The organism is Streptomyces huiliensis, from assembly GCF_020037025.1.
Classification (GTDB): Bacteria; Actinomycetota; Actinomycetes; order Streptomycetales; family Streptomycetaceae; genus Streptomyces; species Streptomyces huiliensis.
In genome coordinates this window covers 1-25,178 of sequence record NZ_JAIQLH010000119.1, presented here as the reverse complement: position 1 = coordinate 25,178, position 25,178 = coordinate 1, and the positions used below count along the sequence as shown (strand labels likewise).

At 73.2% G+C, this 25,178-nt stretch carries 21 protein-coding genes; 15 read left to right on the top strand and 6 right to left on the bottom strand.

The genetic code is table 11. From position 1 onward, the window contains the following. The 4 genes from rpsK to truA form a co-directional block, all read left to right on the top strand. Positions 1 to 84, top strand: an 84-nt coding sequence (gene rpsK / locus JNW98_RS21030) for a 30S ribosomal protein S11 (RefSeq protein WP_223769825.1), incomplete at its 5' end; no start/stop codon positions are given. Positions 85 to 327: 243 nt separating this feature from the next. Next, a complete protein-coding gene (locus JNW98_RS21025) occupies positions 328 to 1,350 on the top strand; it encodes a DNA-directed RNA polymerase subunit alpha (RefSeq protein WP_004946635.1) in 1,023 nt (340 codons plus the stop codon). A gap of 186 nt (positions 1,351 to 1,536) precedes the next feature. After that, positions 1,537 to 2,001 (top strand): 50S ribosomal protein L17, encoded by a 465-nt coding sequence (gene rplQ, locus JNW98_RS21020; protein WP_223769824.1) that lies wholly within the window; start codon positions 1,537 to 1,539, stop codon positions 1,999 to 2,001. A 76-nt stretch (positions 2,002 to 2,077) separates the two neighbouring features. Beyond that, complete coding sequence (gene truA, locus JNW98_RS21015; protein ID WP_223769823.1) at positions 2,078 to 2,938, top strand: tRNA pseudouridine(38-40) synthase TruA; 861 nt, start codon at positions 2,078 to 2,080, stop codon at positions 2,936 to 2,938. A gap of 21 nt (positions 2,939 to 2,959) precedes the next feature. On the opposite strand, the gene JNW98_RS21010 is transcribed toward truA, so the two are convergent. Continuing rightward, on the bottom strand, positions 2,960 to 5,065 hold the full coding sequence (locus tag JNW98_RS21010; protein ID WP_223769822.1) for a glycosyltransferase family 4 protein: 2,106 nt from the start codon (positions 5,063 to 5,065) through the stop codon (positions 2,960 to 2,962). A gap of 473 nt (positions 5,066 to 5,538) precedes the next feature. Here JNW98_RS21010 and JNW98_RS21005 point away from each other — a divergent pair, with 473 nt between their 5' ends. Then, positions 5,539 to 6,387, top strand: a complete 849-nt coding sequence (locus JNW98_RS21005) for a hypothetical protein (protein ID WP_223769821.1) — start codon at positions 5,539 to 5,541, stop codon at positions 6,385 to 6,387. Between the two features lie 274 nt (positions 6,388 to 6,661). Here JNW98_RS21005 and JNW98_RS21000 read toward each other — a convergent pair whose 3' ends face one another. Then, positions 6,662 to 7,492, bottom strand: a complete 831-nt coding sequence (locus JNW98_RS21000) for a hypothetical protein (protein ID WP_223769820.1) — start codon at positions 7,490 to 7,492, stop codon at positions 6,662 to 6,664. A gap of 75 nt (positions 7,493 to 7,567) precedes the next feature. Between JNW98_RS21000 and JNW98_RS20995 the strand changes: the two genes are divergently transcribed. The 4 genes from JNW98_RS20995 (at position 7,568) to glmM (ending at position 12,064) form a co-directional block, all read left to right on the top strand. Then, positions 7,568 to 9,187 (top strand): ATP-binding cassette domain-containing protein, encoded by a 1,620-nt coding sequence (locus JNW98_RS20995; protein WP_223769819.1) that lies wholly within the window; start codon positions 7,568 to 7,570, stop codon positions 9,185 to 9,187. Between the two features lie 257 nt (positions 9,188 to 9,444). After that, positions 9,445 to 9,891, top strand: coding sequence for a 50S ribosomal protein L13 (rplM, locus tag JNW98_RS20990; protein WP_004951311.1), 447 nt, complete (start codon positions 9,445 to 9,447; stop codon positions 9,889 to 9,891). Between the two features lie 39 nt (positions 9,892 to 9,930). Beyond that, complete coding sequence (gene rpsI / locus JNW98_RS20985) at positions 9,931 to 10,434, top strand: 30S ribosomal protein S9 (RefSeq protein ID WP_223769818.1); 504 nt, start codon at positions 9,931 to 9,933, stop codon at positions 10,432 to 10,434. Between the two features lie 271 nt (positions 10,435 to 10,705). Further along, positions 10,706 to 12,064, top strand: coding sequence for a phosphoglucosamine mutase (glmM, locus tag JNW98_RS20980; RefSeq protein WP_223769817.1), 1,359 nt, complete (start codon positions 10,706 to 10,708; stop codon positions 12,062 to 12,064). 112 nt (positions 12,065 to 12,176) lie between these two features. Here glmM and JNW98_RS20975 read toward each other — a convergent pair whose 3' ends face one another. After that, positions 12,177 to 13,115 carry a DUF389 domain-containing protein gene (locus JNW98_RS20975; protein WP_223769816.1) on the bottom strand — a complete coding sequence of 313 codons (939 nt, stop codon included), beginning with the start codon at positions 13,113 to 13,115 and terminating at the stop codon, positions 12,177 to 12,179. A gap of 15 nt (positions 13,116 to 13,130) precedes the next feature. Beyond that, the gene (gene coaA / locus JNW98_RS20970) at positions 13,131 to 14,138 is read right to left on the bottom strand and encodes a type I pantothenate kinase (protein ID WP_263421035.1); all 1,008 of its coding nucleotides are present in this window, start codon (positions 14,136 to 14,138) and stop codon (positions 13,131 to 13,133) included. A gap of 231 nt (positions 14,139 to 14,369) precedes the next feature. Between coaA and JNW98_RS36665 the strand changes: the two genes are divergently transcribed. The 5 genes from JNW98_RS36665 to JNW98_RS20945 all read left to right on the top strand — a co-directional run bounded on the left by JNW98_RS36665 (position 14,370) and on the right by JNW98_RS20945 (position 20,998). Continuing rightward, on the top strand, positions 14,370 to 14,669 hold the full coding sequence (locus JNW98_RS36665) for a hypothetical protein (RefSeq protein WP_223769814.1): 300 nt from the start codon (positions 14,370 to 14,372) through the stop codon (positions 14,667 to 14,669). A 57-nt stretch (positions 14,670 to 14,726) separates the two neighbouring features. Beyond that, a complete protein-coding gene (glmS, locus tag JNW98_RS20960) occupies positions 14,727 to 16,574 on the top strand; it encodes a glutamine--fructose-6-phosphate transaminase (isomerizing) (protein WP_223769813.1) in 1,848 nt (615 codons plus the stop codon). Continuing rightward, complete coding sequence (locus JNW98_RS20955; RefSeq protein WP_223769812.1) at positions 16,571 to 16,939, top strand: holo-ACP synthase; 369 nt, start codon at positions 16,571 to 16,573, stop codon at positions 16,937 to 16,939. Before glmS ends, JNW98_RS20955 begins: the two co-directional genes overlap by 4 nt. 56 nt (positions 16,940 to 16,995) lie before the next feature. Beyond that, complete coding sequence (locus JNW98_RS20950; RefSeq protein WP_372459294.1) at positions 16,996 to 17,412, top strand: RidA family protein; 417 nt, start codon at positions 16,996 to 16,998, stop codon at positions 17,410 to 17,412. 256 nt (positions 17,413 to 17,668) lie between these two features. Next, the gene (locus JNW98_RS20945) at positions 17,669 to 20,998 is read left to right on the top strand and encodes a serine protease (protein ID WP_223769810.1); all 3,330 of its coding nucleotides are present in this window, start codon (positions 17,669 to 17,671) and stop codon (positions 20,996 to 20,998) included. Between the two features lie 397 nt (positions 20,999 to 21,395). Here the strand turns inward: JNW98_RS20945 and JNW98_RS20940 are convergent, their stop codons facing one another. Then, positions 21,396 to 21,983, bottom strand: a complete 588-nt coding sequence (locus tag JNW98_RS20940) for a Uma2 family endonuclease (RefSeq protein ID WP_223769809.1) — start codon at positions 21,981 to 21,983, stop codon at positions 21,396 to 21,398. A 111-nt stretch (positions 21,984 to 22,094) separates the two neighbouring features. Beyond that, positions 22,095 to 23,537: an NAD(P)H-hydrate dehydratase gene (locus tag JNW98_RS20935; RefSeq protein ID WP_223769808.1), complete on the bottom strand. Its 1,443-nt coding sequence runs from the start codon at positions 23,535 to 23,537 to the stop codon at positions 22,095 to 22,097. 351 nt (positions 23,538 to 23,888) lie between these two features. Between JNW98_RS20935 and alr the strand changes: the two genes are divergently transcribed. Then, on the top strand, positions 23,889 to 25,097 hold the full coding sequence (gene alr, locus JNW98_RS20930; protein WP_223769807.1) for an alanine racemase: 1,209 nt from the start codon (positions 23,889 to 23,891) through the stop codon (positions 25,095 to 25,097). Positions 25,098 to 25,178: the final 81 nt, after the last annotated feature.

Here is a 25,178-nt window from a genome sequence, read left to right as displayed (position 1 = left end):
ACCGGTCTCGAGGTGGGCTCCATCCAGGACGTCACCCCGACCCCGCACAACGGCTGCCGTCCCCCCAAGCGTCGCCGCGTCTGACGTCGCGGCCGGGACGGACGGGCGCCGGCTGGGGGTCCGGGGGTTATCCCCCCGGGTGTCGCAGTACGGCTGCCGTCCCCCCAAGCGTCGCCGCGTCTGATCCTGGGGTCTTCGGACCCTGGTGTCATCGCGCCGCTTGAGACGGCGTTCGGGCGGTACGGCTCCTCGGGGCCGTGCCGCCCGTACCCTTGCAGTACCTCAGGACATCAAATAGTGGGTGTCCATGACTGAAGGATTCATCGCATGCTGATCGCTCAGCGTCCCTCGCTGACCGAAGAGGTCGTCGACGAGTTCCGCTCGCGGTTCGTGATCGAGCCGCTGGAGCCGGGCTTCGGCTACACCCTCGGCAACTCCCTGCGTCGTACGCTCCTCTCCTCGATCCCGGGTGCGGCGGTCACGTCCATCCGCATCGACGGCGTCCTGCACGAGTTCACCACCGTGCCGGGTGTCAAGGAGGACGTCACCGACCTCATCCTCAACATCAAGCAGCTGGTCGTCTCCTCGGAGCACGACGAGCCGGTCGTGATGTACCTGCGCAAGCAGGGCCCCGGCCTGGTCACCGCCGCGGACATCGCCCCGCCGGCCGGCGTCGAGGTGCACAACCCCGACCTGGTCCTGGCGACGCTGAACGCCAAGGGCAAGCTGGAGATGGAGCTGACCGTCGAGCGCGGTCGCGGCTACGTCTCCGCCGTCCAGAACAAGCAGGTGGGCCAGGAGATCGGCCGGATCCCGGTCGACTCCATCTACTCGCCGGTCCTCAAGGTCACCTACAAGGTCGAGGCGACCCGAGTCGAGCAGCGCACCGACTTCGACAAGCTGATCGTCGACGTCGAGACCAAGCAGGCCATGCGCCCGCGCGACGCCATGGCGTCCGCCGGCAAGACCCTGGTCGAGCTGTTCGGTCTCGCCCGCGAGCTGAACATCGACGCTGAGGGCATCGACATGGGCCCGTCCCCGACGGACGCCGCCCTGGCCGCCGACCTGGCGCTGCCGATCGAGGAGCTGGAGCTCACCGTTCGGTCGTACAACTGCCTCAAGCGCGAGGGCATCCACTCCGTGGGTGAGCTCGTCGCCCGCTCCGAGGCCGACCTGCTCGACATCCGCAACTTCGGTGCGAAGTCGATCGACGAGGTCAAGGCGAAGCTGGCCGGTATGGGCCTCGCGCTGAAGGACTCGCCTCCCGGCTTCGACCCGACCGCGGCCGCCGACGCTTTTGGCGCCGACGACGACGCGGACGCGGGTTTCGTCGAGACCGAGCAGTACTGAGCTCGGGCCTCACGGCCTGATTTCGGCTGCCGGCCGGCTTCGGCTGGTCGCGCAGTTCCCCGCGCCCCTCGGGGCGCGGGCCCTTCCGGGCCCCGAAAGAGGCTCGGATCTCCGACGGGCGACCGCCCGCTCGGATACTGACTCCGGTACCTGATACGGCCGGGGCAGACACCAAGGAGAAACACCATGCCGCGTCCCACCAAGGGTGCCCGTCTGGGCGGCGGTGCCGCGCACGAGAAGCTGATGCTGGCGAACCTCGCCCGCTCGCTCTTCGAGCACGGCCGCATCACCACCACCGAGGCCAAGGCCCGTCGCCTGCGTCCGGTGGCGGAGCGCCTGATCACCAAGGCGAAGAAGGGCGACATCCACAACCGTCGCCAGGTGCTGCAGACGATCACCGACAAGGGCATCGTCCACACCCTCTTCACCGAGATCGCTCCGCGCTACGCCGAGCGTCCGGGTGGCTACACCCGCATCACCAAGATCGGTAACCGCCGTGGCGACAACGCTCCCATGGCCGTGATCGAGCTGGTCGAGGGCGAGATCGCCAAGAAGGCGACCGTCGCCGAGGCCGAGGCCGCCACCAAGCGTGCGGTCAAGGAGTCCGAGGCCGCCGCCGAGGCTCCGGCCGAGGAGTCGAAGGACGCCTGACGCGTCTGACGTGTCAGTGACGGGCCCGCCCCTTTCGGGGGGCGGGCCCGTCCCGCATTCTGAGAGGGAGCACTCGGTGAGTGACGAGGTGGAGCCCGGTTTCGTCCGGGTGCGGCTGGACCTGTCGTACGACGGCAAGGGGTTCTCCGGCTGGGCCAAGCAGCGCGAGGGCCAGCGGACGGTGCAGGGTGAGCTTGAGGACGCCATCCGGACCGTGACGCGGTCCAAGGTGACGTACGAGCTGACGGTCGCCGGCCGGACGGACGCCGGGGTGCACGCCCGCGGCCAGGTCGCCCACGTGGACCTGCCCGTCGAGGTGTGGGCCGAGCACGAGGACAAGCTGCTGCGCCGGCTGGCCGGCCGGCTGCCGCACGACGTGCGGGTGTGGCGCGTGGCGGAGGCGCCCGCCGGATTCAACGCGCGGTTCTCCGCGATCTGGCGCCGGTACGCGTACCGGGTCGTGGACCACCCGGCCGGTGTGGACCCGCTGCTGCGCGGGCACGTGCTGTGGCACGACTGGCCGCTGGACGTCGACGCGATGAACGCGGCGGCCGAACGCCTCGTCGGCGAGCACGACTTCGCCGCGTACTGCAAGAAGCGCGAGGGCGCCACGACGATCCGTACGCTCCAGCGGCTGGACTGGGAGCGGGACGCGGACGGGGTGATCACCGCGACCGTGAAGGCCGACGCGTTCTGCCACAACATGGTGCGGTCGCTCGTCGGCGCGCTGCTGTTCGTCGGCGACGGGCACCGGCCGGTGGACTGGCCGGGGAAGGTGCTGGCGGCCGGGGTGCGGGACTCGGCGGTGCACGTGGTGAAGCCGCACGGGCTGACGCTGGAGGAGGTCGGCTACCCGGCCGACTCCGAGCTCGCGGCCCGCAACCGGGAAGCGCGCAACAAGCGCACGCTCCCCGGTCGTTCCGACGGTTGCTGCTAGTCCGTCGCTGCTTTTAAATCGTCACTTCGTCTCGGCGGCCGGGCAGTTGACTGCCAGGTCGCTGTTGACGGTGAGGTACGGGCGGACGCCGCCGACCGTCGGGTAGATGTCGGTCTTGTTGCGGTCGACGATGTCGCCGACGATCCGGCCGATCCGCACCGGCTCGGCGTCGCCCGCCAGCCGCAGCGCCAGGTCCCAGATCGCGCCCTCGTCGCCGCGGGCCGCCTTGAGCTGGGAGGTGCGCAGGGTGAAGCGGAAGGACGTCTGGTCCAGGACGGTGACCTCGGCCGAGATGTCGGCCGCGGACTCCGTGCGCGGGGTGCCGATGACGAACGGCTTGGTGTCCTCGGTGAACGCGGTGCCGTAGAGCCGGCCCTGGACCGTGATCGACGTCTCCGTCTGACGGATCGACAGCGCCTCGGCGTGCGCGGGGCGGTGCCAGGCGCGCAGGGCCAGGTACCCGTCGACCGTCGGGTAGGCGATCATCCAGGTGAACGGGGCGCCGGGCAGCGGCTCCAGGCCGAGCAGGTTCTTGCCCTCGGCCAGGTGGGAGACGACGCGGCGGCGGGCCTTGTCCTCGTCGCGGACGACGTGCAGGTCCCAGCGGCCCTCGCCCAGCCGCAGCGTGGAGCGGTCCAGGACGGCGGTGTAGGGCGCGTCCGGAGTGGCGGGGGTGGCGAGGGGGACGCTGATCGGCTTGCCCTCCTTGCGGCGGGTGACGGTCAGCGAGAGGTCGTCGCCGGCCAGGCCCTTGCCGTCGACGGAGACGACGATGTTGCCGTCGGCGTCGACGCGGGTGGAGGCCGTGGCCTTCAGCGGGCGGCGGACTATCTCCTTCAGCGCCTCGGAGACCGGTTTGCGGGCCGGCTGGGCGACCGGGCGGGCGCGCAGCGGGCGGATGATCTTCCCGACGGTGCGGCGCAGGCTCTGCCCGAGCGGGGCGGTCTTGTCCGCGGCGGCCTGGCCGGCGGCCGGCTTCGCCGAGGTGTCGACGCCGAGGCTGCGGATCAGGGCCTCGTAGGCGTCGGCGATCTGCTCGGGGGCGTAGCGCTGGGCGGACACCTTGGCGGCGGCGCCCATGACGCGGCGCAGCTCGTCGTCCTCGATGAGCTTGAGCAGGCCCTTGGCGATGCCCTCGCTGTCGCCGACGGGGACGAGGAGGCCGTCCTTGCCGTCGCTGATGATCTCGCCGGGGCCGTGCGGGCAGTCGGTGGCGACGACGGGGACGCCGCAGTTCATGGCCTCCACGATCGTCATGCCGAACGACTCCTCGCGGGAGGTGACGGCGGCGATGGAGCCCTTGGCCCACTCGGTCTCGATGGGCGAGTGGGCGCCCATGAGAGTGATCGTTTCCGTGAGGTCCAGACGCTCGATCTGGGCGCGGAGCTTGGCCAGTTCGGGGCCGCGGCCGTAGATCCGCAGGTTCCAGTCGGGGCGCTTGGCGTGCACGGTGGCCCAGGCGGCGACCAGCAGGTCGTAGCGCTTGACCGGGATGAGGCGGCCGGCGGCGACGACGAGCTTGGTGGCCGGGTCGGCGGGCTCGACCTCGGAGGGCGGGCAGCCGTTGGGGATGCAGATGATCTTCGTCTTGACGTCGGGGAACTGCTCGCGGTGGGTGCGGGCGTCCGCCTCGGAGACGGTGGTGTGGGCGTCCAGGTGCGGGATGGCGCGGTCCTGGGCGGCGCGGATGTTCGGCTCGTGGGTGCCGTAGATCCGGTGCTCCTGGCCGATCTTCAGGTAGCGGTCCTGGCCGAAGCCGGCCAGGTACATCACCAGGCCGGGGCGGGTGGCGACGACGACGTCGGCGTCCGTCTCGGCGAGGTGGTCGGCCACCCGGCGGTCGGTGAGGGCGCTGAAGTGGGCGCCCTTCGCCTCCTTGGGCGGGATGTAGGCGCTGTCCTGCGACAGAAGCGGGTCGTCGCGGTCGGCCCCGTGGTCCTCACGGGTGTCGATCAGGTTGACCAGCTTGACCTTGGGGTGGAGCGGCAGCCTGGGGACCTTGCCGGTCCGCAGGATCGACACGATCTCCACGTCGTGCCGGGCGGCGAGCGCACTGGCGACGTTGAACGTGGAGCGGATGGTGCCGCCGATGCCGTACGCGTTCTGCAACAGGAAAGAGATCTTCATGGCGGTGTGTGCGCGGCACGCCTCTGCCGGCGCCGCGTCCGTCCTTCCCCCTGGCCTGGGTACTCGGGGTCCGTCCCCTGCCTGACCGGTCGTGGACGACCGGCCTGTACCGGATGAGACCGCCGACAGGGGGATCGGTTGCCTGGGCAGCCTACATTGTGGCCTCTGTCACGCCTCGGGCGGTGGTGGGCGGGGGCCGTGCCGGGGGTGAACCGAGGGCGCGCGGGGTGACTGCCCGGGTTGGTTTTCGTACGCGCGTTCGCATTTCGTGCTCGCGCTGTGACGTCTCCGTGCGTCAATCGTGGCGCCGTCCGCTCATTCTGGAGGCTCGACGTGATCGTGTCGTTCCGCAGGGGGAACGGACGCCGGAGGGACCACCGGCGGCCGGAGTGCGGGGCGGGACGCGGGGGCTGCGAGAGACGCCGGTGTGGCGTGACGGCCGCGGGCCCCGGGTGACTGGAAGGGTGGGGTGCGTGAAGGCGAGAGCGGCGGCCGCGCTGTGTGCGGTCGTGACGGTGGGAATGCTGGTGCCGGTGGTCGGCTGCGCGGGGGGCGGAGCCGGGCACGAGGGCGACGGGAAGCGCACGGTGGGGGCCGCGGACGCGCGCGGCCGGGGCCCGGCCCCGGCCCCCGGGGAGCCCGGCGAGCCGGAGGAGACCGAGGGGCCGGCGGTGAGCGGCGACGACCGGCGGACGGAACGGCTCCGCGGTGTCGAACTGGCGAAGGACGAGGTCCCCGGGCTGGTGATCGAGCAGGCGCCGCCGGGCGCGGCCGGCCGCGGCACGCCCACCGCCGACAGCGCCGACTGCCGGCCCCTGGCAACGGCGCTGGGCTCCCGCCCGCAGCCGCAGCCGCTGGGCTCGGTGGTCAGCACGTTCGCGGGCGAGCAGGACGGCCCCGACGAGGGCCTGCTCGGCACCGTCCGGATCGCCGAGTACCGGCCCGGCGAGGCGGCGGCCACCCTCGACGGGTTGCGCGACGCGGCGGCCGCCTGCGCGGGCGGCTTCGCGATGCGGACCGGTGAGGGCGAGCGGCAGGTGTTCGACGCGGTCGAGACGGCGGCGGCGCCGCGGCTGGGGGACGAGGCGGTGGCCTACCGGCTCGCCAACGCGGTGGAGGAGGCGCCGACGCTGATCACTGTGGTGCGGTCGGGGGAGGTGCTTTCCATGTTCTTCGCGACCAGTCTTGGGGATCCTGCGCGGGCGGAGATTCCTGAGCGGTTGGTTGTCGCTCAGGTGCGGCGGGTGGAGGCGGCCCGTGCGGACGGCGGGGACGGCAAGGGGGGTTCGCCGGGCGTGCTGCCGCAGGGGGACGAGGGGTAGGGGCCGCCGGGTAGGGGTGCCCCGGTCCCGCCCTTTCGCCGTTTCTTGCAGGGGCTGCCCCCCCGCACCCCCAGAACCGCGCTCCGCGCGGTTGTCCTCAATCGCCGGACGGGCTGAAGTGCGCGCCCGAGACGGCACCATCCAGCCCGTTGGGGGTGCCCCCTCTGGGGGAGTTTGAGGACGAGCGGCGAAGCCGCGACAAGCGGGGTCTGGGGCGCGGCCCCAGGAATCGGCGAAGGGGCGGGACCGGGGCAACCCCACCCGACGGCAGCCGTCAGTGCGTGACCGAGGACGCCGCCGCCGCGGCAGCCGCCGCCCGGCCCCGGGCGAGGATGCGCCCGAAGGCGTACGTCGAGATGTCGCGGCCCGCGCCGAGCGCCGTCGTGTCGGAGTCGCTCACCGGCCGGTTGTCGGCGTGACCCGCCACCGTGAAGTAGGCGTACCGCCCCTCCGCGTTGGCGGTCAGCCGGCAGGCCGTGGCCCGGCAGAAGGCGGGGGCGCCGTCGCCGGGGAGCGCGGCGATGTTGCCCGCCGACTGGGCCTTGGCCTTGTCTGCGGCGGCCTTGGTGTCGAAGACGGCGACGCCGACGGTGACGGCCACCCCGTCGCGTAGGTACGTGGCGCGCAGCACCTGGCGGCAGCCGTGGGACGACAGGACGGACCCGAGGGCGCCCTGGGTGGCGGAGGCGCAGTCGGTGGTGGCCGAGGTGGCGGTCCGCTCGTACGTCCGGCCGGAGAGGACGGTCTTCGCGTCCGGGAACAGCGTTCCGGTGGTCAGCGGGGCCTTGTCCTTCTCCGCGCTGGAGATGAAGGCCCGCGGGTCCTGAGGGGCGGGCGGGGCGACCGGGGCGAAGGTGGGTTCGGGCGTCCCGGGGGTGCTCGGCGCCGTGGAGGCCCCGGCGGCCTTCCGGCCGCCCCCGCCGCTCCCGCCGTCGCCGTCCGACCGCACGATCGCGGTGGCCACGATCGCCGCCACCCCGCCGGCCGCCAGTACCCCGCCGCCGATCATCAGCAGCTTCCGCCGGCGGTCGCGCGCCGCCGTGTCCTCGGCGAGCGCCGCCCAGTCCGGCGTCCCACCGCCCGGCTCCCCCTGCCCAAAGCTCATGGGGCGCATCGTAGACCGGGCGCCCGCCGGGTAAACCGGTTGGTGGCGTCCCGGAAAGCCGACACAATGCGCGCTATGGGGCATGTCGAGGTCGCGCACGTCGAGTACTACCTGCCGGATGGCCGGCCGCTGCTGGGGGACGTGTCCTTCCGGGTCGGTGAAGGGGCCGCCGTGGCGCTGGTCGGTGCCAACGGTGCTGGGAAGACGACGCTGCTGCGGCTGATCGCCGGGGACCTCCAGCCGCACGGCGGGACGGTCGGCGTCGGGGGCGGGCTCGGGGTGATGCCGCAGTTCGTGGGGTCCGTCCGGGACGAGCGGACCGTGCGCGACCTGCTGGTCTCGGTGGCGCCGCCGCGGATCCGGGAGGCCGCCGCGGCCGTCGACGCGGCCGAGCACGCGATCATGACGGTCGACGACGAGGCCGCGCAGATGGCGTACGCGCAGGCCCTGTCCGACTGGGCCGAGGCGCGTGGCTACGAGGCCGAGACCACGTGGGACATGTGCACCATGGCCGCGCTCGGCGTGCCCTACGAGCAGGCCCAGTGGCGCCAGGTGCGCACCCTCTCCGGCGGCGAGCAGAAGCGTCTGGTGCTGGAGTCGCTGCTGCGCGGCACCGACGAGGTGTTGCTGCTGGACGAGCCGGACAACTACCTCGACGTCCCCGGCAAGCGCTGGCTGGAGGAGCGGCTGCGGGAGACGAAGAAGACGGTTCTCTTCGTCTCGCACGACCGTGAGCTGCTCGCGCGCTCCGCCGAGAAGATCATCAGCGTCGAGCCGGGTCCGGCGGGCAGCGACGTCTGGGTGCACGGCGGCGGCTTCGCCACGTACCACGAGGCCCGCAAGGAGCGCTTCGCCCGCTTCGAGGAGCTGCGCAGGCGGTGGGACGAGAAGCACGCCCAGCTGAAGAAGCTGGTGCTCTCGCTGCGGCAGGCCGCCACGGTCAGCCACGAGCTGGCCTCCCGCTACGCCGCCGCCCAGACCCGGCTGCGCAAGTTCGAGGAGGCGGGCCCGCCGCCCGAGCCGCCGCGCGAGCAGGACATCCGGATGCGGCTGCGCGGCGGCCGGACCGGCGTACGGGCCGTGACCTGCGCGGGGCTGGAGCTGACCGGCCTGATGAAGCCGTTCGACCTGGAGGTCTTCTACGGGGAGCGGGTCGCCGTCCTCGGGTCGAACGGGTCGGGGAAGTCGCACTTCCTGCGGCTGCTGGCGGGGGAGGACGTCGCGCACACCGGGCAGTGGAAGCTGGGCGCCCGCGTCGTCCCCGGCCACTTCGCGCAGACGCACGCGCACCCGGAGCTGCTGGGCCGCACGCTCGTCGACATCCTGTGGACGGAGCACGCCAAGGACCGCGGCGGCGCGATGTCCGCGCTGCGCCGCTACGAGCTCGACCGGCAAGGGGACCAGCTCTTCGAGCGGCTCTCCGGCGGGCAGCAGGCCCGCTTCCAGATCCTGCTGCTGGAGCTCGCGGGCACCACGGCGCTGCTGCTGGACGAGCCGACGGACAACCTGGACCTGGAGAGCGCGGAGGCGTTGCAGCAGGGGCTCGAGGCGTACGAGGGGACGGTGCTCGCCGTCACGCACGACCGCTGGTTCGCGCGTGCGTTCGATCGTTTTCTGGTCTTCGGGGCGGATGGCCGGGTGCGGGAAGCCTCGGAGCCGGTGTGGGACGAGAAGCGGGTCGCGCGGGTGCGGTGAGGCCCGTGGGGGGCCTGGGATCCGCCGCCGGTGGGACCATGTGTTTTGACCCCGTGGGTGGGCGCCCGGTACTCTACGAGTTCGTTATGCGTATTGGCTTGGTCGTTCTCACGCGAGGGGCCCTTACGCTTGTCCGCCAGGTCGATCGCCGGCGGCCGGCACACGGGTTGCGTCCCCGGCGTGCGGCCAAGCCCGCGTGATCGTTCATGCGGACCGTGTCAGGACCCACACTCACTGAAGAAGCGAAGGCTACGACCGTGCGTACGTTCAGCCCCAAGCCCGGCGATGTCCAGCGCCAGTGGCACATCATCGACGCGCAGGACGTCGTCCTGGGCCGTCTGGCCTCCCAGGCCGCCTCCCTGCTGCGCGGCAAGCACAAGCCCGTGTACGCCCCGCACATGGACATGGGTGACTTCGTCGTCATCATCAACGCCGACAAGGTCCACCTGTCCGGCAACAAGAAGACCCAGAAGATGGCGTACCGCCACTCTGGCTTCCCGGGTGGTCTGCGCTCCGTCCGCTACGACGAGCTGCTCGACAAGAACCCCGAGAAGGCCGTCGAGAAGGCGATCAAGGGCATGCTGCCCAAGAACTCCCTCGGCCGTCAGATGCTCTCGAAGCTGAAGGTCTACTCGGGCGACCAGCACCCGCACGCCGCCCAGCAGCCGCAGCCGTTCGAGATCACCCAGGTCAAGCAGGGCTAAGTCCCGGCCACCGCCGAACCAGAAAGTCTGAGGAGAATCGTGGCTGAGACCACCGCCGAGATGCCGGTCGAGGGCGTCGAGGAGTACACCACCGAGACCGAGGTCGTGGAGTCGGAGTACACCTCCGAGTCCCTCGCGAGCCGCTTCGGCGACCCGCAGCCGGCCGCCGGCCTGGGCCGTCGCAAGAACGCCATCGCCCGTGTCCGGATCGTTCCGGGCTCCGGCAAGTGGAAGATCAACGGTCGCACCCTTGAGGACTACTTCCCCAACAAGGTGCACCAGCAGGAAGTCAACGAGCCCTTCAAGGTGCTCGAGCTCGACGACCGTTACGACGTCATTGCCCGCATCTCGGGTGGCGGCGTCTCCGGCCAGGCCGGCGCCCTGCGCCTCGGCGTGGCCCGTGCCCTCAACGAGGCCGACGTCGACAACAACCGCGGCGCGCTGAAGAAGGCCGGCTTCCTGAAGCGCGACGACCGTGCGGTCGAGCGCAAGAAGGCCGGTCTCAAGAAGGCCCGCAAGGCTCCGCAGTACAGCAAGCGCTAATCCGGCGGTTCGCTGCTTCTGCTCGAACGCCCCGGCGGCACGATCCGTGCTGCCGGGGCGTTCGGCTATGCAGCGCCTGCCGGTTCGCGTCACCCGTACGGGTCACGGGTCACTCGTACGGGCCACCCGGGGCGGGTACCCCGTATACCTGGGAGACTTCGGTCACCTGGCGGCAACGCTTTGGCCCAGGGCTCGACACCTCAAGTACAAGGCTCAAGTACAAGGGGCTCCCTCCGGGGCCCCGCTCTCCCGCGTTTTTCGGAGGACACCAGTGGGACGACTCTTCGGTACGGACGGTGTGCGCGGCGTCGCCAACGCCGATCTGACGGCCGAGCTCGCGCTCGGCCTGTCGGTCGCCGCGGCGCACGTGCTCGCCGAGGCGGGGACGTTCGAAGGCCATCGCCCGGTGGCGGTGGTGGGCCGCGACCCGCGGGCGTCCGGGGAGTTCCTGGAGGCCGCCGTGGTGGCCGGGCTGGCCAGCGCGGGCGTGGACGTGCTGCGGGTCGGCGTGCTGCCGACGCCCGCCGTCGCGTACCTGACCGGCGCGCTCGGCGCCGACCTGGGCGTCATGCTCTCCGCCAGCCACAACGCGATGCCCGACAACGGGATCAAGTTCTTCGCCCGCGGCGGCCACAAGCTCGCCGACGAGCTGGAGGACCGGATCGAGCGGACGTACCGGGCGCACGCCACCGGCGAGCCCTGGGACCGGCCCACCGGCGCCGGCGTCGGCCGCGTCCGCGACTACGACCAGGGCTTCGACAACTACGTCGCCCACCTGATCGGCGTCCTCCCCAACCGCCTCGACGGCCTCAAGGTCGTCATCGACGGCGCGCACGGCGCGGCCTCCCGCGTCTCGCCCGAGGCGTTCTCGCGGGCCGGCGCCGAGGTCGTCACCATCGGCACCGACCCCGACGGGCTCAACATCAACCACGAGTGCGGCTCCACGCACCTGGACAAGCTGCGGGCCGCGGTCGTCGAGCACGGCGCGGATCTTGGTGTGGCCCATGACGGTGACGCCGACCGGTGCCTCGCCGTGGACGCCACCGGCGCCGAGGTCGACGGGGACCAGATCCTCGCCGTCCTCGCGCTCGCGATGCGCGAGGCGGGCTCGCTGCGGAAGAACACCGTCGTCGCCACCGTCATGTCCAACCTGGGCTTCAAGCTCGCCATGGAGCGGGAGGGCGTCGAGCTCGTCCAGACCTCGGTCGGCGACCGCTACGTCCTGGAGGAGATGAAGGCCAACGGCTTCGCCCTCGGCGGCGAGCAGTCCGGGCACGTCATCGTCCTCGACCACGCGACGACCGGTGACGGCACGCTGACCGGGCTGATGCTGGCCGCTCGGGTCGCGGCTTCGGGGCGGCCGCTGCGGGAGCTGGCCGGGGTCATGGAGCGGCTGCCGCAGGTGCTCATCAACGTCCGGGACGTCGACAAGTCCCGGGTCGGGTCCTCGCAGGAGCTTGCCGAGGCTGTCGCGGATGCGGAGCGGGAGCTCGGGGCTACCGGGCGGGTGCTGCTGCGGTCTTCCGGGACCGAGCCGCTGGTGCGGGTGATGGTGGAGGCCGCCGATATCGAGCAGGCTCGGGCTGTCGCCCAGCGGCTCGCCGATGTGGTGAAGTCCGCGCTCGGGTAGGGCGCGGTTCGGGTGCCGCCGGGGGCGGGGTGGGGGGGTGCCCCTGTCCCGCCCCTTCGCCGTTTCCCGGGGGCAAGCCCCCAGACCCCGAAAGCGGCTGCGCCGCGTGTCCTCAAACGCCGGACGGGCTGGATCGTCTGCGGGACCAGAACCATCTCTGGCCCAGCAGCGTCAGCGTCCCCGCCGCCACGATCCCCAGCAGGTTCAGGCCCAGCTGGACCGCCGAGCCGCGGGTTTCCGTCCAGTTGCCGTAGGAGAGGGCCACGGCCGCGTTGGCGGCGGCCGGGACGGTGGTGACGGAGATGGCCACGCCGATGAGGGCGCCCGACTTGGCGGAGGTCAGGGAGAGGACGCCGGCGGCGCCGGCCAGGAACGCGACGATGAACGAGAAGGCGTCCGGCTGCCAGATGAACGCGGTCTGCGGGCGGGCCGCGAGGAACCGCGCCTCGTGGAAGAGGCCCAGCCAGTCCATCAGCAGGCTGAAGCCGCCGGTGACCGCCATCGCCACCGGGAAGCCCACCAGCAGCGCCGCGAGCGACTGCCGGGCCAGCCGCGGCGCGCGGCGCACGATCGCCGTGCACAGCCCGGCCAGCGGGCCGAACTCCGGGCCCACCGCCATCGCGCCGACGATGAGGATGGCGCTGTCGATGATCACGCCGCAGGCGGCGAGCATGGTGGCCAGGGTGAGGAACGCGAGGAAGGTGAAGGTCAGCGTGGACTCCTCGTGGGTCTCCTCGACCAGCGACTCCCACACGATCGCGTCCGCGCCCTCGCCGGGGGCCGCCTCCTCCGCGGCGTCGGCCCGCCGCGAGAGCGTCAGGCCCACGTCGTCGACCGTGACGGCGCCCCACTCGGGGACGCCGGCCGTGCGCAGCACCTCCAGGAGTTCGTCGGCGGCCTCCCGGGCCACGTCGCAGAGGACGACGTCGCCGCGCGGGTCGCGGGCGGCGCCGGCGAGGACGGCGAGGTGGGTCGTTCCGGTGACGCCCTCGACGAGGGCGACGACCTCCTCCGTGCGGTCGGCGGGGGTGAGCATCCGTACGTGCAGCATGGGGGCGTCCCGGGGTCAGAGCTTGCGCAGCGAGAGGCGTTGGACCTTGTGGTCGGGGCCCTTGCGGAGGATGAGGCTGGAGCGGCCGCGGGTGGGGGCGACGTTCTCCAGGAGGTTGGGCTTGTTGATGGTCCGCCAGTTGCGGCGGGCGAAGGCCAGCGCCTCCTCCTCCGAGACCTGGGTGTAGCGGCGGAAGAACGAGTCGGGGTCCTGGAAGGCCGTCTCGCGGAGCTTCTTGAAGCGTGAGTAGTACCAGCGCTCGATGTCCTCGGCCCGCGCGTCCACGTAGATGCTGAAGTCGAAGAAGTCCGCGAGCCCGACCCGGGTGCGGCCGTCGCGGCCGGGCAGGGCGGGCTGGAGGACGTTGAGGCCCTCGATGATCAGGATGTCCGGGCGGTGCACGGTGAGCCGCTCGTCGGGGACGATGTCGTAGATCAGGTGGGAGTAGACGGGGGCGGACACCTCGTCCTTCCCCGCCTTCACGTCCGCCACGAAACGCGTCAGGGCCCGGCGGTCGTACGACTCCGGGAAGCCCTTACGGGACATCAGGCCGCGGCGCTGGAGCTCCGCGTTGGGGAGCAGGAAGCCGTCCGTGGTCACGAGCTCGACGCGCGGGTGCTCGGGCCAGCGGGCCAGCAGGGCGCGCAGCAGCCGGGCCGTGGTCGACTTGCCGACCGCGACGCTGCCGGCGACGCCGATGACGAACGGTGTGCCGCGCTGGGCGCCCTTCTCGCCGAGGAAGGTGTTCAGCGCGCCGCGCAGGCTGCCGCTGGCGCCCACGTAGAGGTTGAGCAGCCGGGAGAGCGGCAGGTAGACGTCGCGGACCTCGTCCAGGTCGACGACGTCGCCGAGCCCGCGCAGGCGCTCGACCTCCTCCGCGGTGAGGGGGAGGGGCGTGTTCTCGCGCAGCGCGCTCCACTCGGCACGGGTCAGGTCGACGAAGAGCGACGACTGGTGTGCGGAGGAGGGAGCCGTGCGGCGTCGTTGCTGCGGCTGCTCTGGGGTGGTCGGCACGGGGCCCATTGTGCGCGGGAGGCGCGGGGCGATCACTGCGGGGTGTGGGGTTCGGGGGACGAGCGGGGCGCCAGTGGGGTGTCAGGCGGAAAGTTCGGGGATCTTCTGGGGCCTGCGGGGTACCCGTAGGGGACCCGGCGGCGCGGGGGAGTGAAGATCCGGCGCGGGCCCTGTACCTACTCGCGGGTCAGGAATACGGTCCCACCCTTCGGCCGCCCCGGCATCCTGCGAGGGACCCCCGTGTTCGTTCTCCGGCTCGTTCTCCGGCTCATCCGCAAGACCTTCCACCGCGTCACGCGCCCCCGCGCCGGCGCGTCCGGCGTACACCCCGGGGCGCACGCCGGGACGCACGACGCGGGTGACGCCTTCGCCGACCGGGTGCGGGCCGAGCTCTGCGACGACCTGCCCGACGAGGACCTCGGCCAGGACCTGGGGGACTGCCTCGACCAGTACCACTTCGGCAGCAAGCCGCGCTGCGAGGAGGTCGAGTACCTGGAGCTGGTACAGGAGGCCATCGACCGCATCGAGCGCGGGCGTTGACCGACCCTGAGCGGATTGCCCGGCGAGGGGTGACACCGGGGCCGTACGCTGCACTCCATGTGCGGAATCGTGGGTTATGTGGGAGGGCGGTCCGCCCTCGACGTCGTGTTGGCCGGGCTGCGCCGGCTGGAGTACCGCGGCTACGACTCGGCCGGGGTCGCCGTGCTCGCCGACGGCGGGCTGGCCGCGGCCAAGAAGGCGGGCAAGCTCGCCAACCTGGAGAAGGAGCTCGCCGACCGGCCGCTGCCCTCCGGCACCACCGGCATCGGCCACACCCGCTGGGCCACCCACGGCGGCCCCACCGACGTCAACGCCCACCCGCACCTCGACAACCCCGGGCGGGTCGCCGTCGTCCACAACGGCATCATCGAGAACTTCGCCGCCCTCCGCGCCGAGCTCGCCGAGCGCGGGCACGCGCTGGCCTCCGAGACGGATACCGAGGTCGTCTCGCACCTGCTCTCCGAGTCGTTCTCGTCCTGCGGCGACCTCGCCGAGGCCATGCGGCAGGTCTGCCGCCGGCTGGAGGGCGCGTTCACGCTCGTCGCGGTGCACGCCGACGACCCGGACGTGGTCGTGGGGGCCCGCCGCAACTCGCCGCTGGTGGTGGGCGTCGGCGACGGCGAGGCGTTCCTCGCCTCCGACGTCGCCGCGTTCATCGCGCACACCCGCGAGGCCGTCGAGCTCGGTCAGGACCAGGTCGTCGAACTGCGCCGGGACGCGGTCACCGTGACGGACTTCGAGGGCGCGCCGGCGGACGTCCGGGCGTACCACGTGGACTGGGACGCGTCCGCCGCCGAGAAGGGCGGCTACGACTACTTCATGCTCAAGGAGATCGCCGAGCAGCCGAAGGCCGTCGCCGACACGCTGCTGGGCCGCATCGACGCGTCGGGGTCGCTGACGCTGGACGAGGTCCGCATCCCGGCGTCCGTGCTGCGCGAGGTCGACAAGGTCGTCATCGTCGCGTGCGGGACGGCGTACCACGCGGGGATGATCGCCAAGTACGCGATCGAGCACTGGACCCGCATCCCCTGCGAGACCGAGCTGGCCAGCGAGTTCCGCTACCGCGACCCGATCCTCGACCAGCGCACGCTGGTGATCGCCATCTCGCAGTCCGGCGAGACGATGGACACGCTGATGGCGCTGCGGCACGCGCGCGAGCAGGGCGCGAAGGTGCTCGCCATCTGCAACACCAACGGCTCGACGATCCCGCGGGAGTCGGACGCCGTGCTGTACACGCACGCCGGTCCGGAGGTCGCGGTCGCGTCGACGAAGGCGTTCCTGACGCAGCTGGTCGCCTGCTACCTGGTCGCGCTGTACCTGGGGCAGGTGCGCGGGACGAAGTGGGGCGACGAGATCCAGTCCGTGATCCGGGAGCTGGACGGCATCGGGACGCAGGTCGAGGAGGTCCTGGAGACGATGGAGCCGGTGCGCGAGCTGGCGCGCTCGCTGGCCGGCAAGAACACCGTCCTCTTCCTCGGCCGACACGTCGGCTACCCGGTGGCCCTGGAGGGCGCGCTCAAGCTCAAGGAGCTCGCCTACATGCACGCCGAGGGGTTCGCGGCCGGTGAGCTCAAGCACGGGCCGATCGCGCTGATCGAGGACGACCTGCCGGTGGTCGTCGTCGTCCCGTCGCCGCGCGGGCGGTCCGTCCTGCACGACAAGATCGTCTCCAACATCCAGGAGATCCGGGCCCGGGGCGCCCGGACGATCGTCATCGCCGAGCGCGGCGACGAGGCGGTCCGGCCGTACGCCGACCACCTCGTCGAGATCCCGGCCACCCCGGTGCTCCTCCAGCCGCTCGTCGCGACCGTGCCGCTGCAGGTCTTCGCCTGCGAACTGGCCACCGCCCGCGGCAACGAGGTCGACCAGCCGCGCAACCTCGCGAAGTCGGTGACCGTCGAATGATCGTGGGAGTCGGCATCGACGTCGCGGAGATCGACCGGTTCGGCGCGGCGCTGCAGCGTACGCCCGGGATGGCCGGCCGGCTCTTCGTCGAGCGCGAGCTGTACCTGCCGAGCGGCGAGCGGCGCGGGATCGCGTCCCTGGCCGCGCGGTTCGCCGCCAAGGAAGCCTTGGCCAAGGCGTTGGGCGCGCCGCCCGGGCTGCTGTGGACGGACGCGGAGGTGACCACCGGCGAGCACGGGCGGCCCGAGCTCACCGTGTCCGGGACGGTGGCGGCGCGGGCGGAGTTGCTGGGGGTGCGGTCGTGGCACGTGTCGTTGAGCCATGACGCGGGGGTGGCGTCGGCGGTGGTGATCGCGGAGGCGTGATTCTTCCGCTGTTGTTGTGATCTTGGCGCTGGCGGGGTGGGGCGCGTGCGGGCAGGATGCGGCGCATGACCGATGCCACGCACCTCACGCACCTCGCGGCCCCCGAAGGGGTCGCCCCCGCCGGCGGCTACAGCCACGTCGTGATCGGGACCGGCCGGCTGGTCGCCATCTCGGGGCAGGTCGCCCTCGACGGAGACGGGCGGCTGGTGGGGGAGGGGGACATCCGCGCCCAGACGCGGCAGGTGTTCGAGAACCTGCGGCGGTGTCTGGCCGGGGCGGGGGCTTCCTTCGGCGACGTCGTGAAGCTGACGTACTTCCTGACGGACGTGGCGCACCTGCCGGTGATCCGGGAGGTGCGGGACGAGTTCGTGGACGCGGGGCGCCTGCCGGCGAGTTCGGCTGTGCAGGTCGTGGCCTTGTTCCGGCCGGATCTGTTGATCGAGGTGGAGGCGTTCGCGGTGGTCGGGGGGTAGTGCCCCGGTCCCTCCCCCGGAGGGGCACCCCCACGGGCTGAAAGTGCCACCTCAGGCACAATCCAGCCCGTCCGGCGTTTGAGGACAACCGCGCGGAGCGCGGTTTCAGGGGGTCCGGGGGCTCGCCCCCGGGAAACGGCGAAGGGGCGGGACCGGGGCACCCCCACCGATCCGCGCGTTCGCGGCCCCGAGGCCATCTCCCGCGCGTATGGTCGGCGTTGACGCTCAAGAGCGGCAAGCGCGGAAAGGGACGGACGTGCATCCCGCAAAGGAACGCATCGCCGCGGTGTTCGGCGAGACCCAGGGCAGCGGCTACCTGCTCACCCCCCGGGTCGTCCTCACCGCCGCGCACGTCGTCGGCGGCTGTGACGCGCCGCGGGTGATCGTGCCGGGTGGCGTGGGGCAGGTGGTGTGCCGGGTGGCGTGGGCGCGGGACGACAGCCGGCGGTGTGACGCCGCGCTGCTCGTCGCGGAGCGGGACATCGTGCCGGAGGACGTGGCGGCCGGCTTCGAGCCGCTGGTCTGGGGGCGGGCGTACGATCTGCGGGCCTGGGCCGGGGCGCAGGCGATCGGATTCCCGCAGGTGCAGCGGGACGGGCACGGCGAGCTGGACACCGAGCAGCTGCTCGGCACGCTCAAGCCGGGCAGCAACCTGCTCAGCGGGCGGCACGTCCTGGACTGCGAGTACGCCGCGCCCGAGCCGCCCGGTGACGGCGGTTCGCCGTGGGCCGGCATGTCCGGCTCGGCCGTGTTCGTGGACGGGCTGCTCGCCGGCGTGGTGTGCGCGGACCCGGCGGGCTGGCGGCACGGGCGGCTGACCGTGACGCCGTCGGCCACGCTGTGGGCGGACTTCCGGTTCCTGAGCGAGTGCCTGCTGGCCGGGCACAAGCCGGAGTCCCGGTCGCTGGCCACGCCCAGGCAGCTGGAGACCGAGGAGTTCGAGCGGCGGTTCCGCGAGTACGTGATCGAGAAGTCCGGCGAGCTGACGATCATCGGGCTGACCCTCTCCGACGGCGAGGCCGAGACGTGGCCGCTCGACACCGCGTACCTCAGCCTGGAGCTCGTCGGCCGGGCGCGGGACGCGCGCCGTGACGGGTTCGGGATGCGCGCGGCCGTCGAACCGCCCGACCGTGCCGAGCCGACGCCGCGCCGCGCCGAGGAGGCGCTGGCCGGGCACCGGCGGGTGCTGCTGCGCGGCGCGGCGGGATCGGGCAAGACGACGCTGCTCCAGTGGCTGGCCACCGTCACCGCGCGCGGCGATCTGCCGCCGGGGCTCGGCCACTTGAGCGGCTGTTTACCGCTGCTGCTGCCGCTGCGGAACCTCGTCCGCGGCGGTGAGCCGCCGCAGCCGGAGGAGTTCCTGGCCGCCGCGGCCCGCCCGCTCGCCGGGCTGCCGGCCGCGCGGGGCTGGGTGACGCGCCGGCTCACCGAGGGCACGGTGCTGCTGCTGATCGACGGGGTGGACGAGGTCCCGGAGGCGGACCGCAGACGCACGTTGGCCTGGGTGAAGGACCTGCTCGCCGCGTACCCCGAGGCGCGCTACATGATCACCACGCGGCCGTCGGCCGTCCGCGAGGGCTGGCTCGCCGACGCCGGGTTCGTCGAGCTGGAACTGCTGCCGATGGGCCGCGGCGACGTCCTCGCCTTCATCGACCGCTGGCACACGGCCGCCGGGCAGACGCGGGACGAGCGGCTGCGCGGCTTCCGGGACGCGCTCGCCGCCGCCGTCGTCACCAAGCGCGACCTCGGCCGGCTGGCCACCAACCCGCTGATGTGCGCCCTGATCTGCGCCCTCAACCGGTCCCGGCGCGGCTATCTGCCGCACGGGCGGATGGAGTTGTACCGCGCCGCGCTCGACCTGCTGCTGATCCGGCGCGACCGTGAGCGGGACATCGCGATGGGGCTGGAGGGTCCCGAGCTGGAGCAGGCGCAGCCGGCGCTGCTCCAGAAGATCGCGTACTGGCTGATCCGCAACGGGCGTTCGCAGATCGAGTGGCACAAGGCCGTGGAGATCCTGGAGCGGGCGCTGCCCGCCATGCCCGCCGTCGCGGCGCGCGGCAGCGCCGAGCAGATCCTCCGCCACCTCGTGCTGCGCAGCGGTCTGCTGCGGCAGCCCACGACCGAGTCGCTGGACTTCATCCACCGCACCTTCCAGGACTTCCTGGGCGCCCAGGCCGCCGTCGACGACTGGGACTTCGACCTGCTCGTCAACAACGCCCACGACGACCAGTGGGAGGACGTCCTCCGGATGGCCGTCGGCCACGCCCCGCCCCGGGCCCGGGCCGAGCTGCTGCGGATGCTGCTGGACCGCGGCGAGCGCGAGGAGCACCACCGGCACCGGCTGCGGCTGCTCGCCGCGGCCTGCCTGGAGCACGCGACGGAGATCGCCCCGGACGTGCGGGACCGCGTCGAGCGGGCCGCCGCCGAGCTGGTGCCGCCGCGCGACACCGAGGCGGCGAAGGCGCTGGCGGAGGCGGGGCAGGTGGTCCTGGACCTGCTGCCCGGGCCGGAGGGGCCGAACGGGGAGCGGCTGAGCGACGAGGTGGCGCACGCGGTCGTCGTCACCGCGACGGCGGTCGCCGACGACCGGGCGATCCCGCTGCTGGCCCGCTACGCCCGGCACCCGTTCCGTCAGGTGCGCGCCCAACTCGCTTGGTCCTGGGACAACTTCGACACTCGGCACTACGCCGACGCCGTCATCGGCCGGCTCTCCCACGACGACGGGCTGGCGTACGTCGCCAAGAGCGTCGCGCACCTGCGGGAGCTGGCCCGGCTGGGCGGGCGGCCCGAGGTGTGGTGCCGCGGGGTGTGGCGGAGCGAGGAGCTGCGGGAGGCGGTGACGCCCGTACTGCGGGACCTGTCCCTGAGGGAGAGCCCCGAGGAGATCGACCTCCGCTTCCTCCGGGACGCCCCGCCGTTGCGGTCCCTGCGCATCGCCGACACCCGGCGCGTCGCCCATCTCGCGGCCGTGCCCAGCGGCGCCCTCGAACGTCTCCGGCTCTCGTCACGGGAGCGCCCGGACGGGCTGGAGCGGCTGCCCGGCATGGCCCGGCTGCGCTCCCTCCACCTCGACTGGCTCCAGCCGGAGGGCGAGCTGCCGGGGCTGCGGCTGCCGGCCGGCCTGGAGGAGCTGATCCTCGGCCGCTGGGCCTCCGCCTGGGAGCCGGAGGCGGTCCGCCTGGAGGGCCACCCCGCCCTGCGCCGGCTCTCGTTCGAGTACTCCCTCTTCCCGGCGGACGCCCGTGCCGCCCTCGCCACCCTGCGCGGCCTGCACACCCTGAGCATCATGGGCGAGGACCCGCGCTTCCTGGAGCACGCCGAGCCCCTGCCCCGCGTCCGCCACCTCTCCCTCGGCCTCGACTCCCTCACCGGCCTCTCCCACCTCCCGTCCGCCTACCCCTGCCTCAAGGTCCTCACCCTGCACACCCCCGAGGGCACGGCCGAGCTCATGGACCTGGCGTTCCTGCGGGACCTGCGGGGGGTGGAGGTGTACATCAAGCACTCGGGGCCGGTGGCGAACGAGCACTTGCTGACGGGGTATCAGGAGACGGTTCGGGGGCGGTTTCTCACGTATCGGGGGGAGTGAGGTGAGGGGTGCCGCCGGTGCGTGCCGTCGGTGCGTGTCACCGGGTGCGTCGGGGTGGTCACGGCCGAATCGAGCCGGTGGCGGACGCGTCGGCGATACGGGCGATACGGCGGTCGAGCTCCGCGTCCAGTCGCGCTTCCTTTTCCGGGTCCGGGTCGTAGCCGTTCCGGGCGTGCCTGCCGGACTCGGTCTGGTCGGGCGCCGTCTCGTGTGTCTCGTGCGGGGTGGCCCGGATCGCCGGCCAGGGGCATGAGGTACGCCCGCGGCGGCAGGCCCTCCGCGGCGGCGGCCGCCGCGAGGCGGTCGCGCGTCGCGGCGGGAACGGGGAGGTGGACGTCGGGCATGGGGTCCCTTCGGGCGTCGGGCATGAGGTCCCTCCGGAGGGGCGAGCCGGCTGCTAGGCACCCGGCCGGTACCGGCGCAGTTCGCTCGTGTCGAGAGTCCATTCGCCGATGGTGATGTCGTCGCCGAAGGCGTAGGGAGCCGTGCCCTCGTAGACGGGCACGCCGTCACGGGAACCGATGTGCCAGTGGTGGACGCAGACGGCTCGGCGAGGATCGACGATCAGATAGTGGGGCACGCCCATGGCGGGGTAGTCGCGCAGCTTGCCCTCGTAGTCGTTCTCCGGGTTGGTGGGGGAGACGATTTCCACGACGAGCCGGGCGACGTGGGGGTCGATGCCCCGTGAGTCCTCTGCGCTACTGTCCGCGTCGAAGGCGGACTCCGGGACGACAAGCACATCCGGGCGCCGGAGCTTGCCGAGGGACACGTCCTCGACGTCTCCCAGATTCACGGCGACCAGATCGCCGGTGAGCTGGGCGTCAAGTTGACGCCGGATGCGCAGGGCGTTGAGGTCGTGGGCCCGGGACGGGCTCATCATCATGATGATCTGCCCACCGCTGATCTCCGGCTGGGCGAATCCCGGTGGCGGCACGAGCTCGTCCCGGTACTCGCGCAAATGCCGGTAAATCTCGTCAAGGCTCACGGGCCCAGTCTATCCGTGCCGCTTCTGGTTCACGCGGCCAAGGCGCCAGTCCGTAAACGGCGTTCGGCCTCTCAGCGGGACGGACGAGGGCCCTGTGCCGACGTTCTCGCCTCAGCCTGTCACCACGTCCTCCCACGCCCCCCGCAGCGCCTCCGCCACGCCCATCGCGGTGATCGGGGCCTCGCCCAGGGCGCGCGCCGCGAGGCCGTGGAGGTACGCGCCGGCCGCGGCCGCGTCGGGGCCGGGGAGGCCGGCGGCGAGGAGGGAGCCGGTGAGGCCGCTGAGGACGTCGCCGCTGCCGGCGGTGGCGAGCCAGGGGGTGCCGGTGGGGTTGACCCGGACCGGGCCGCCGCCCGGGGCGGCGACGACGGTGGTGGAGCCCTTGAGGAGCGCCGTCGCGCCGTACCGCTCGGCCAGCGCGCGGACGGCGGCGAGGCGCGCGCCCTCGACCTCCTCGCGGGCCGTGCCGAGCAGCGCCGCCGCCTCGCCCGCGTGCGGGGTGAGGACGGTCGGGGCGCGGCGGGCGCGGACGGTGCCGGGGGAGAGGAGGTGCAGGCCGTCCGCGTCCACCAGGACCGGGACGTCGGAGGACAGCACGTCGTCGAGGGCCCGGCGGGCCTCCGTCCCGTCGCCCAGGCCCGGGCCGACGATCCACGCCTGGACGCGTCCGGCGTCGGCGGGCCGGCCGGAGGAGACCAGGGTCTCCGGGAAGCGGGCGATCACCGCGTCCGCCGCCGGGCCGGCGTAGCGCACCGCCCCCGCGCCGCCGTGCAGCGCGCCCGCGACGCACATGACCGCCGCGCCGGGGTAGCGGGCCGACCCGGCGACGACGCCGACGACACCCCGCCGGTACTTGTCGCTCTCCGCGGCGGGGCGCGGCAGCAGCCGGGCGACGTCCGCGTGCTGGAGCGCCTCGACGTCCGGGACGGCGGGCAGGTGCGGGCCGAGGCCGATGTCGACCAGGCGCAGCGCCCCCGCGTGCTCGCGCGCCGGATCGACGAGCAGGCCGGGCTTGTACGTGCCGAAGGTGACGGTCGCGTCGGCCCGCACCGCGTCGCCACGCACCTCGCCGGTGTCCGCGTCGACGCCGCTGGGCAGGTCGACGGCGACGACGAGGGCGCCCTCGGCCGCGCGGACCAGCGGGAGCGCGTCGGGGCGGAGGCCGCCCTTGCCGCCGATGCCCACGATGCCGTCCATGACGAGGTCGGCCCGCTCGACGGCGCGTATGCCCGCGGGGCCCGCGTCCCGCGTACGCCCTCCGGCGGCCAGGAGTGCCCGTACGCCGCCCTGGTGCGCGCGCTCCGGCGTGAGGAGCACGGCGGTCACGCCGGCTCCGCGGCGTGCGAGCCGGGCGCCGGCGTACAGGGCGTCGCCCCCGTTGTCCCCGCTGCCGACCAGGAGCGCGATGCGTGCCCCTGACACCCGGCCCAGCAGCCCCGCGCACGCGGCGGCGAGGCCGGCGGCGGCGCGCTGCATGAGAGCGCCCTCGGGGAGTTCGGCCATGAGCGCATGCTCGGCGGCCCTTACGGTGTCCACGCGGAAGCCGGTTCTCATGCCGTCCAGTGTCCCTGGGGGCGGGGAGGGGCGGCATGGGGGTGGGGCATGCGGGTGGGGGATCGGTGGCCCTTACGAGGTGATCGGTGGCCCGCCTTTGCGATCGGTGACCCTTACGGGGATGGGGTGGCCCTGAGGGGCGTTCCTGCGGGTCGGTCCTGGCGGACCCCTTCGAGGTGGGGTCCGGCGGGTCCCTTAGGGAGCGGTTCTGGTGGGCCCCCGGCGGCCGTCCCCGTACCCCCGCCCTCCTGCCGTGAAGCGGTGTCCGCCGCCCGGTCCCGTACCCCCGGCTCCACACCTCCGGCCCCCGGACCGCGCCCGTCGGGGCCGGGGCCTGAGACACTGGCCGGGATGAACGAGACACCGATGCGCGCCCGTGCCGTGGTCGATCTGGCCGCGCTGCGGGCCAATGTGCGCGTTCTGCGGGCCCTTGCCCCCAAGGCGCAGCTGATGGCAGTGGTCAAGGCGAACGCGTACGGGCACGGCATGGTGCCCTGTGCGCGGGAGGCCCGCCGGGCGGGGGCGGCCTGGATCGGTGCGGCCCTGCCCTCCGAGGCGCTGGCGCTGCGCGCGGCGGGCGACAGAGGCCCGCTGCTGTGCTGGCTGTGGACGCCGGGCGGGCCGTTCCGGGAGGCCGTCGAGGCGGACGTCGACATCACGGTGAGCGGGCTGTGGGCCCTGGAGGAGGTGCTGGCGGCGGTCCGCGCGGCCGGCCGTCCGGCCAGGATCCAGCTCAAGATCGACACGGGTCTCGGCCGCAACGGCTGCACCCCCGGCGAGTGGGAGAAGCTGGTCGCCGCGGCCCGCGACGCGGAGGCCGGCGGCGCCCTCCGCGTCACCGGCATCTGGTCGCACTTCGCGTGCGCGGACGAGCCGGGGCACCCGTCCATCCGGGCCCAGCTGGACGTCTTCCGGGACGCGGCGGCGTACGCGGAGGCCCAGGGCCTCGACCCCGAGGTGCGGCACATCGCCAACTCGCCCGCGACCCTGACCCTCCCCGAGGCCCACTTCGACCTGGTGCGCACCGGGGTGGCCGTCTACGGGATATCCCCGAGCCCGGAGGTCGGCACCCCGGCGGACTTCGGACTGCGCCCCGTGATGACCCTGACCGCCTCCCTGGCGTCGGTGAAGCGGGTCCCCGGCGGGCTGGGCGTGTCGTACGGGCACCACTACACGACCCCCGGTGAGACGACCCTCGCCCTCGTCCCCCTCGGCTACGCGGACGGCATCCCGCGCGCCGCGTCCGGCACCGGCGAGGTGCTGATCGGCGGCAGGCGGCGGCGGATCGCGGGGCGGGTCGCCATGGACCAGTTCGTGGTGGACCTGGGCGACGACACGGCCGAGCCCGGCGACGAGGCCGTCCTCTTCGGCCCCGGCGACCGGGGCGAGCCCACCGCGGAGGACTGGGGACGGGCGACCGGCACCATCGGCTACGAGGTCATCACGCGGATCACGCAGCGGGTGCCGCGGGTGTACGTGGGGGCGGACGACGAGAAGGACGCCGCCGACACCGACACCGACACCGACGCCGCCGACGCCGAGCCGGGAGCCGCCGGATGAGCGAGGCCGGCGGCGGCGCCCCGGACCCGGCCGCCCTCGGCGCCGCTGCCGCCACCGCCGCTGCCGCCGTCCGTCCGGGCC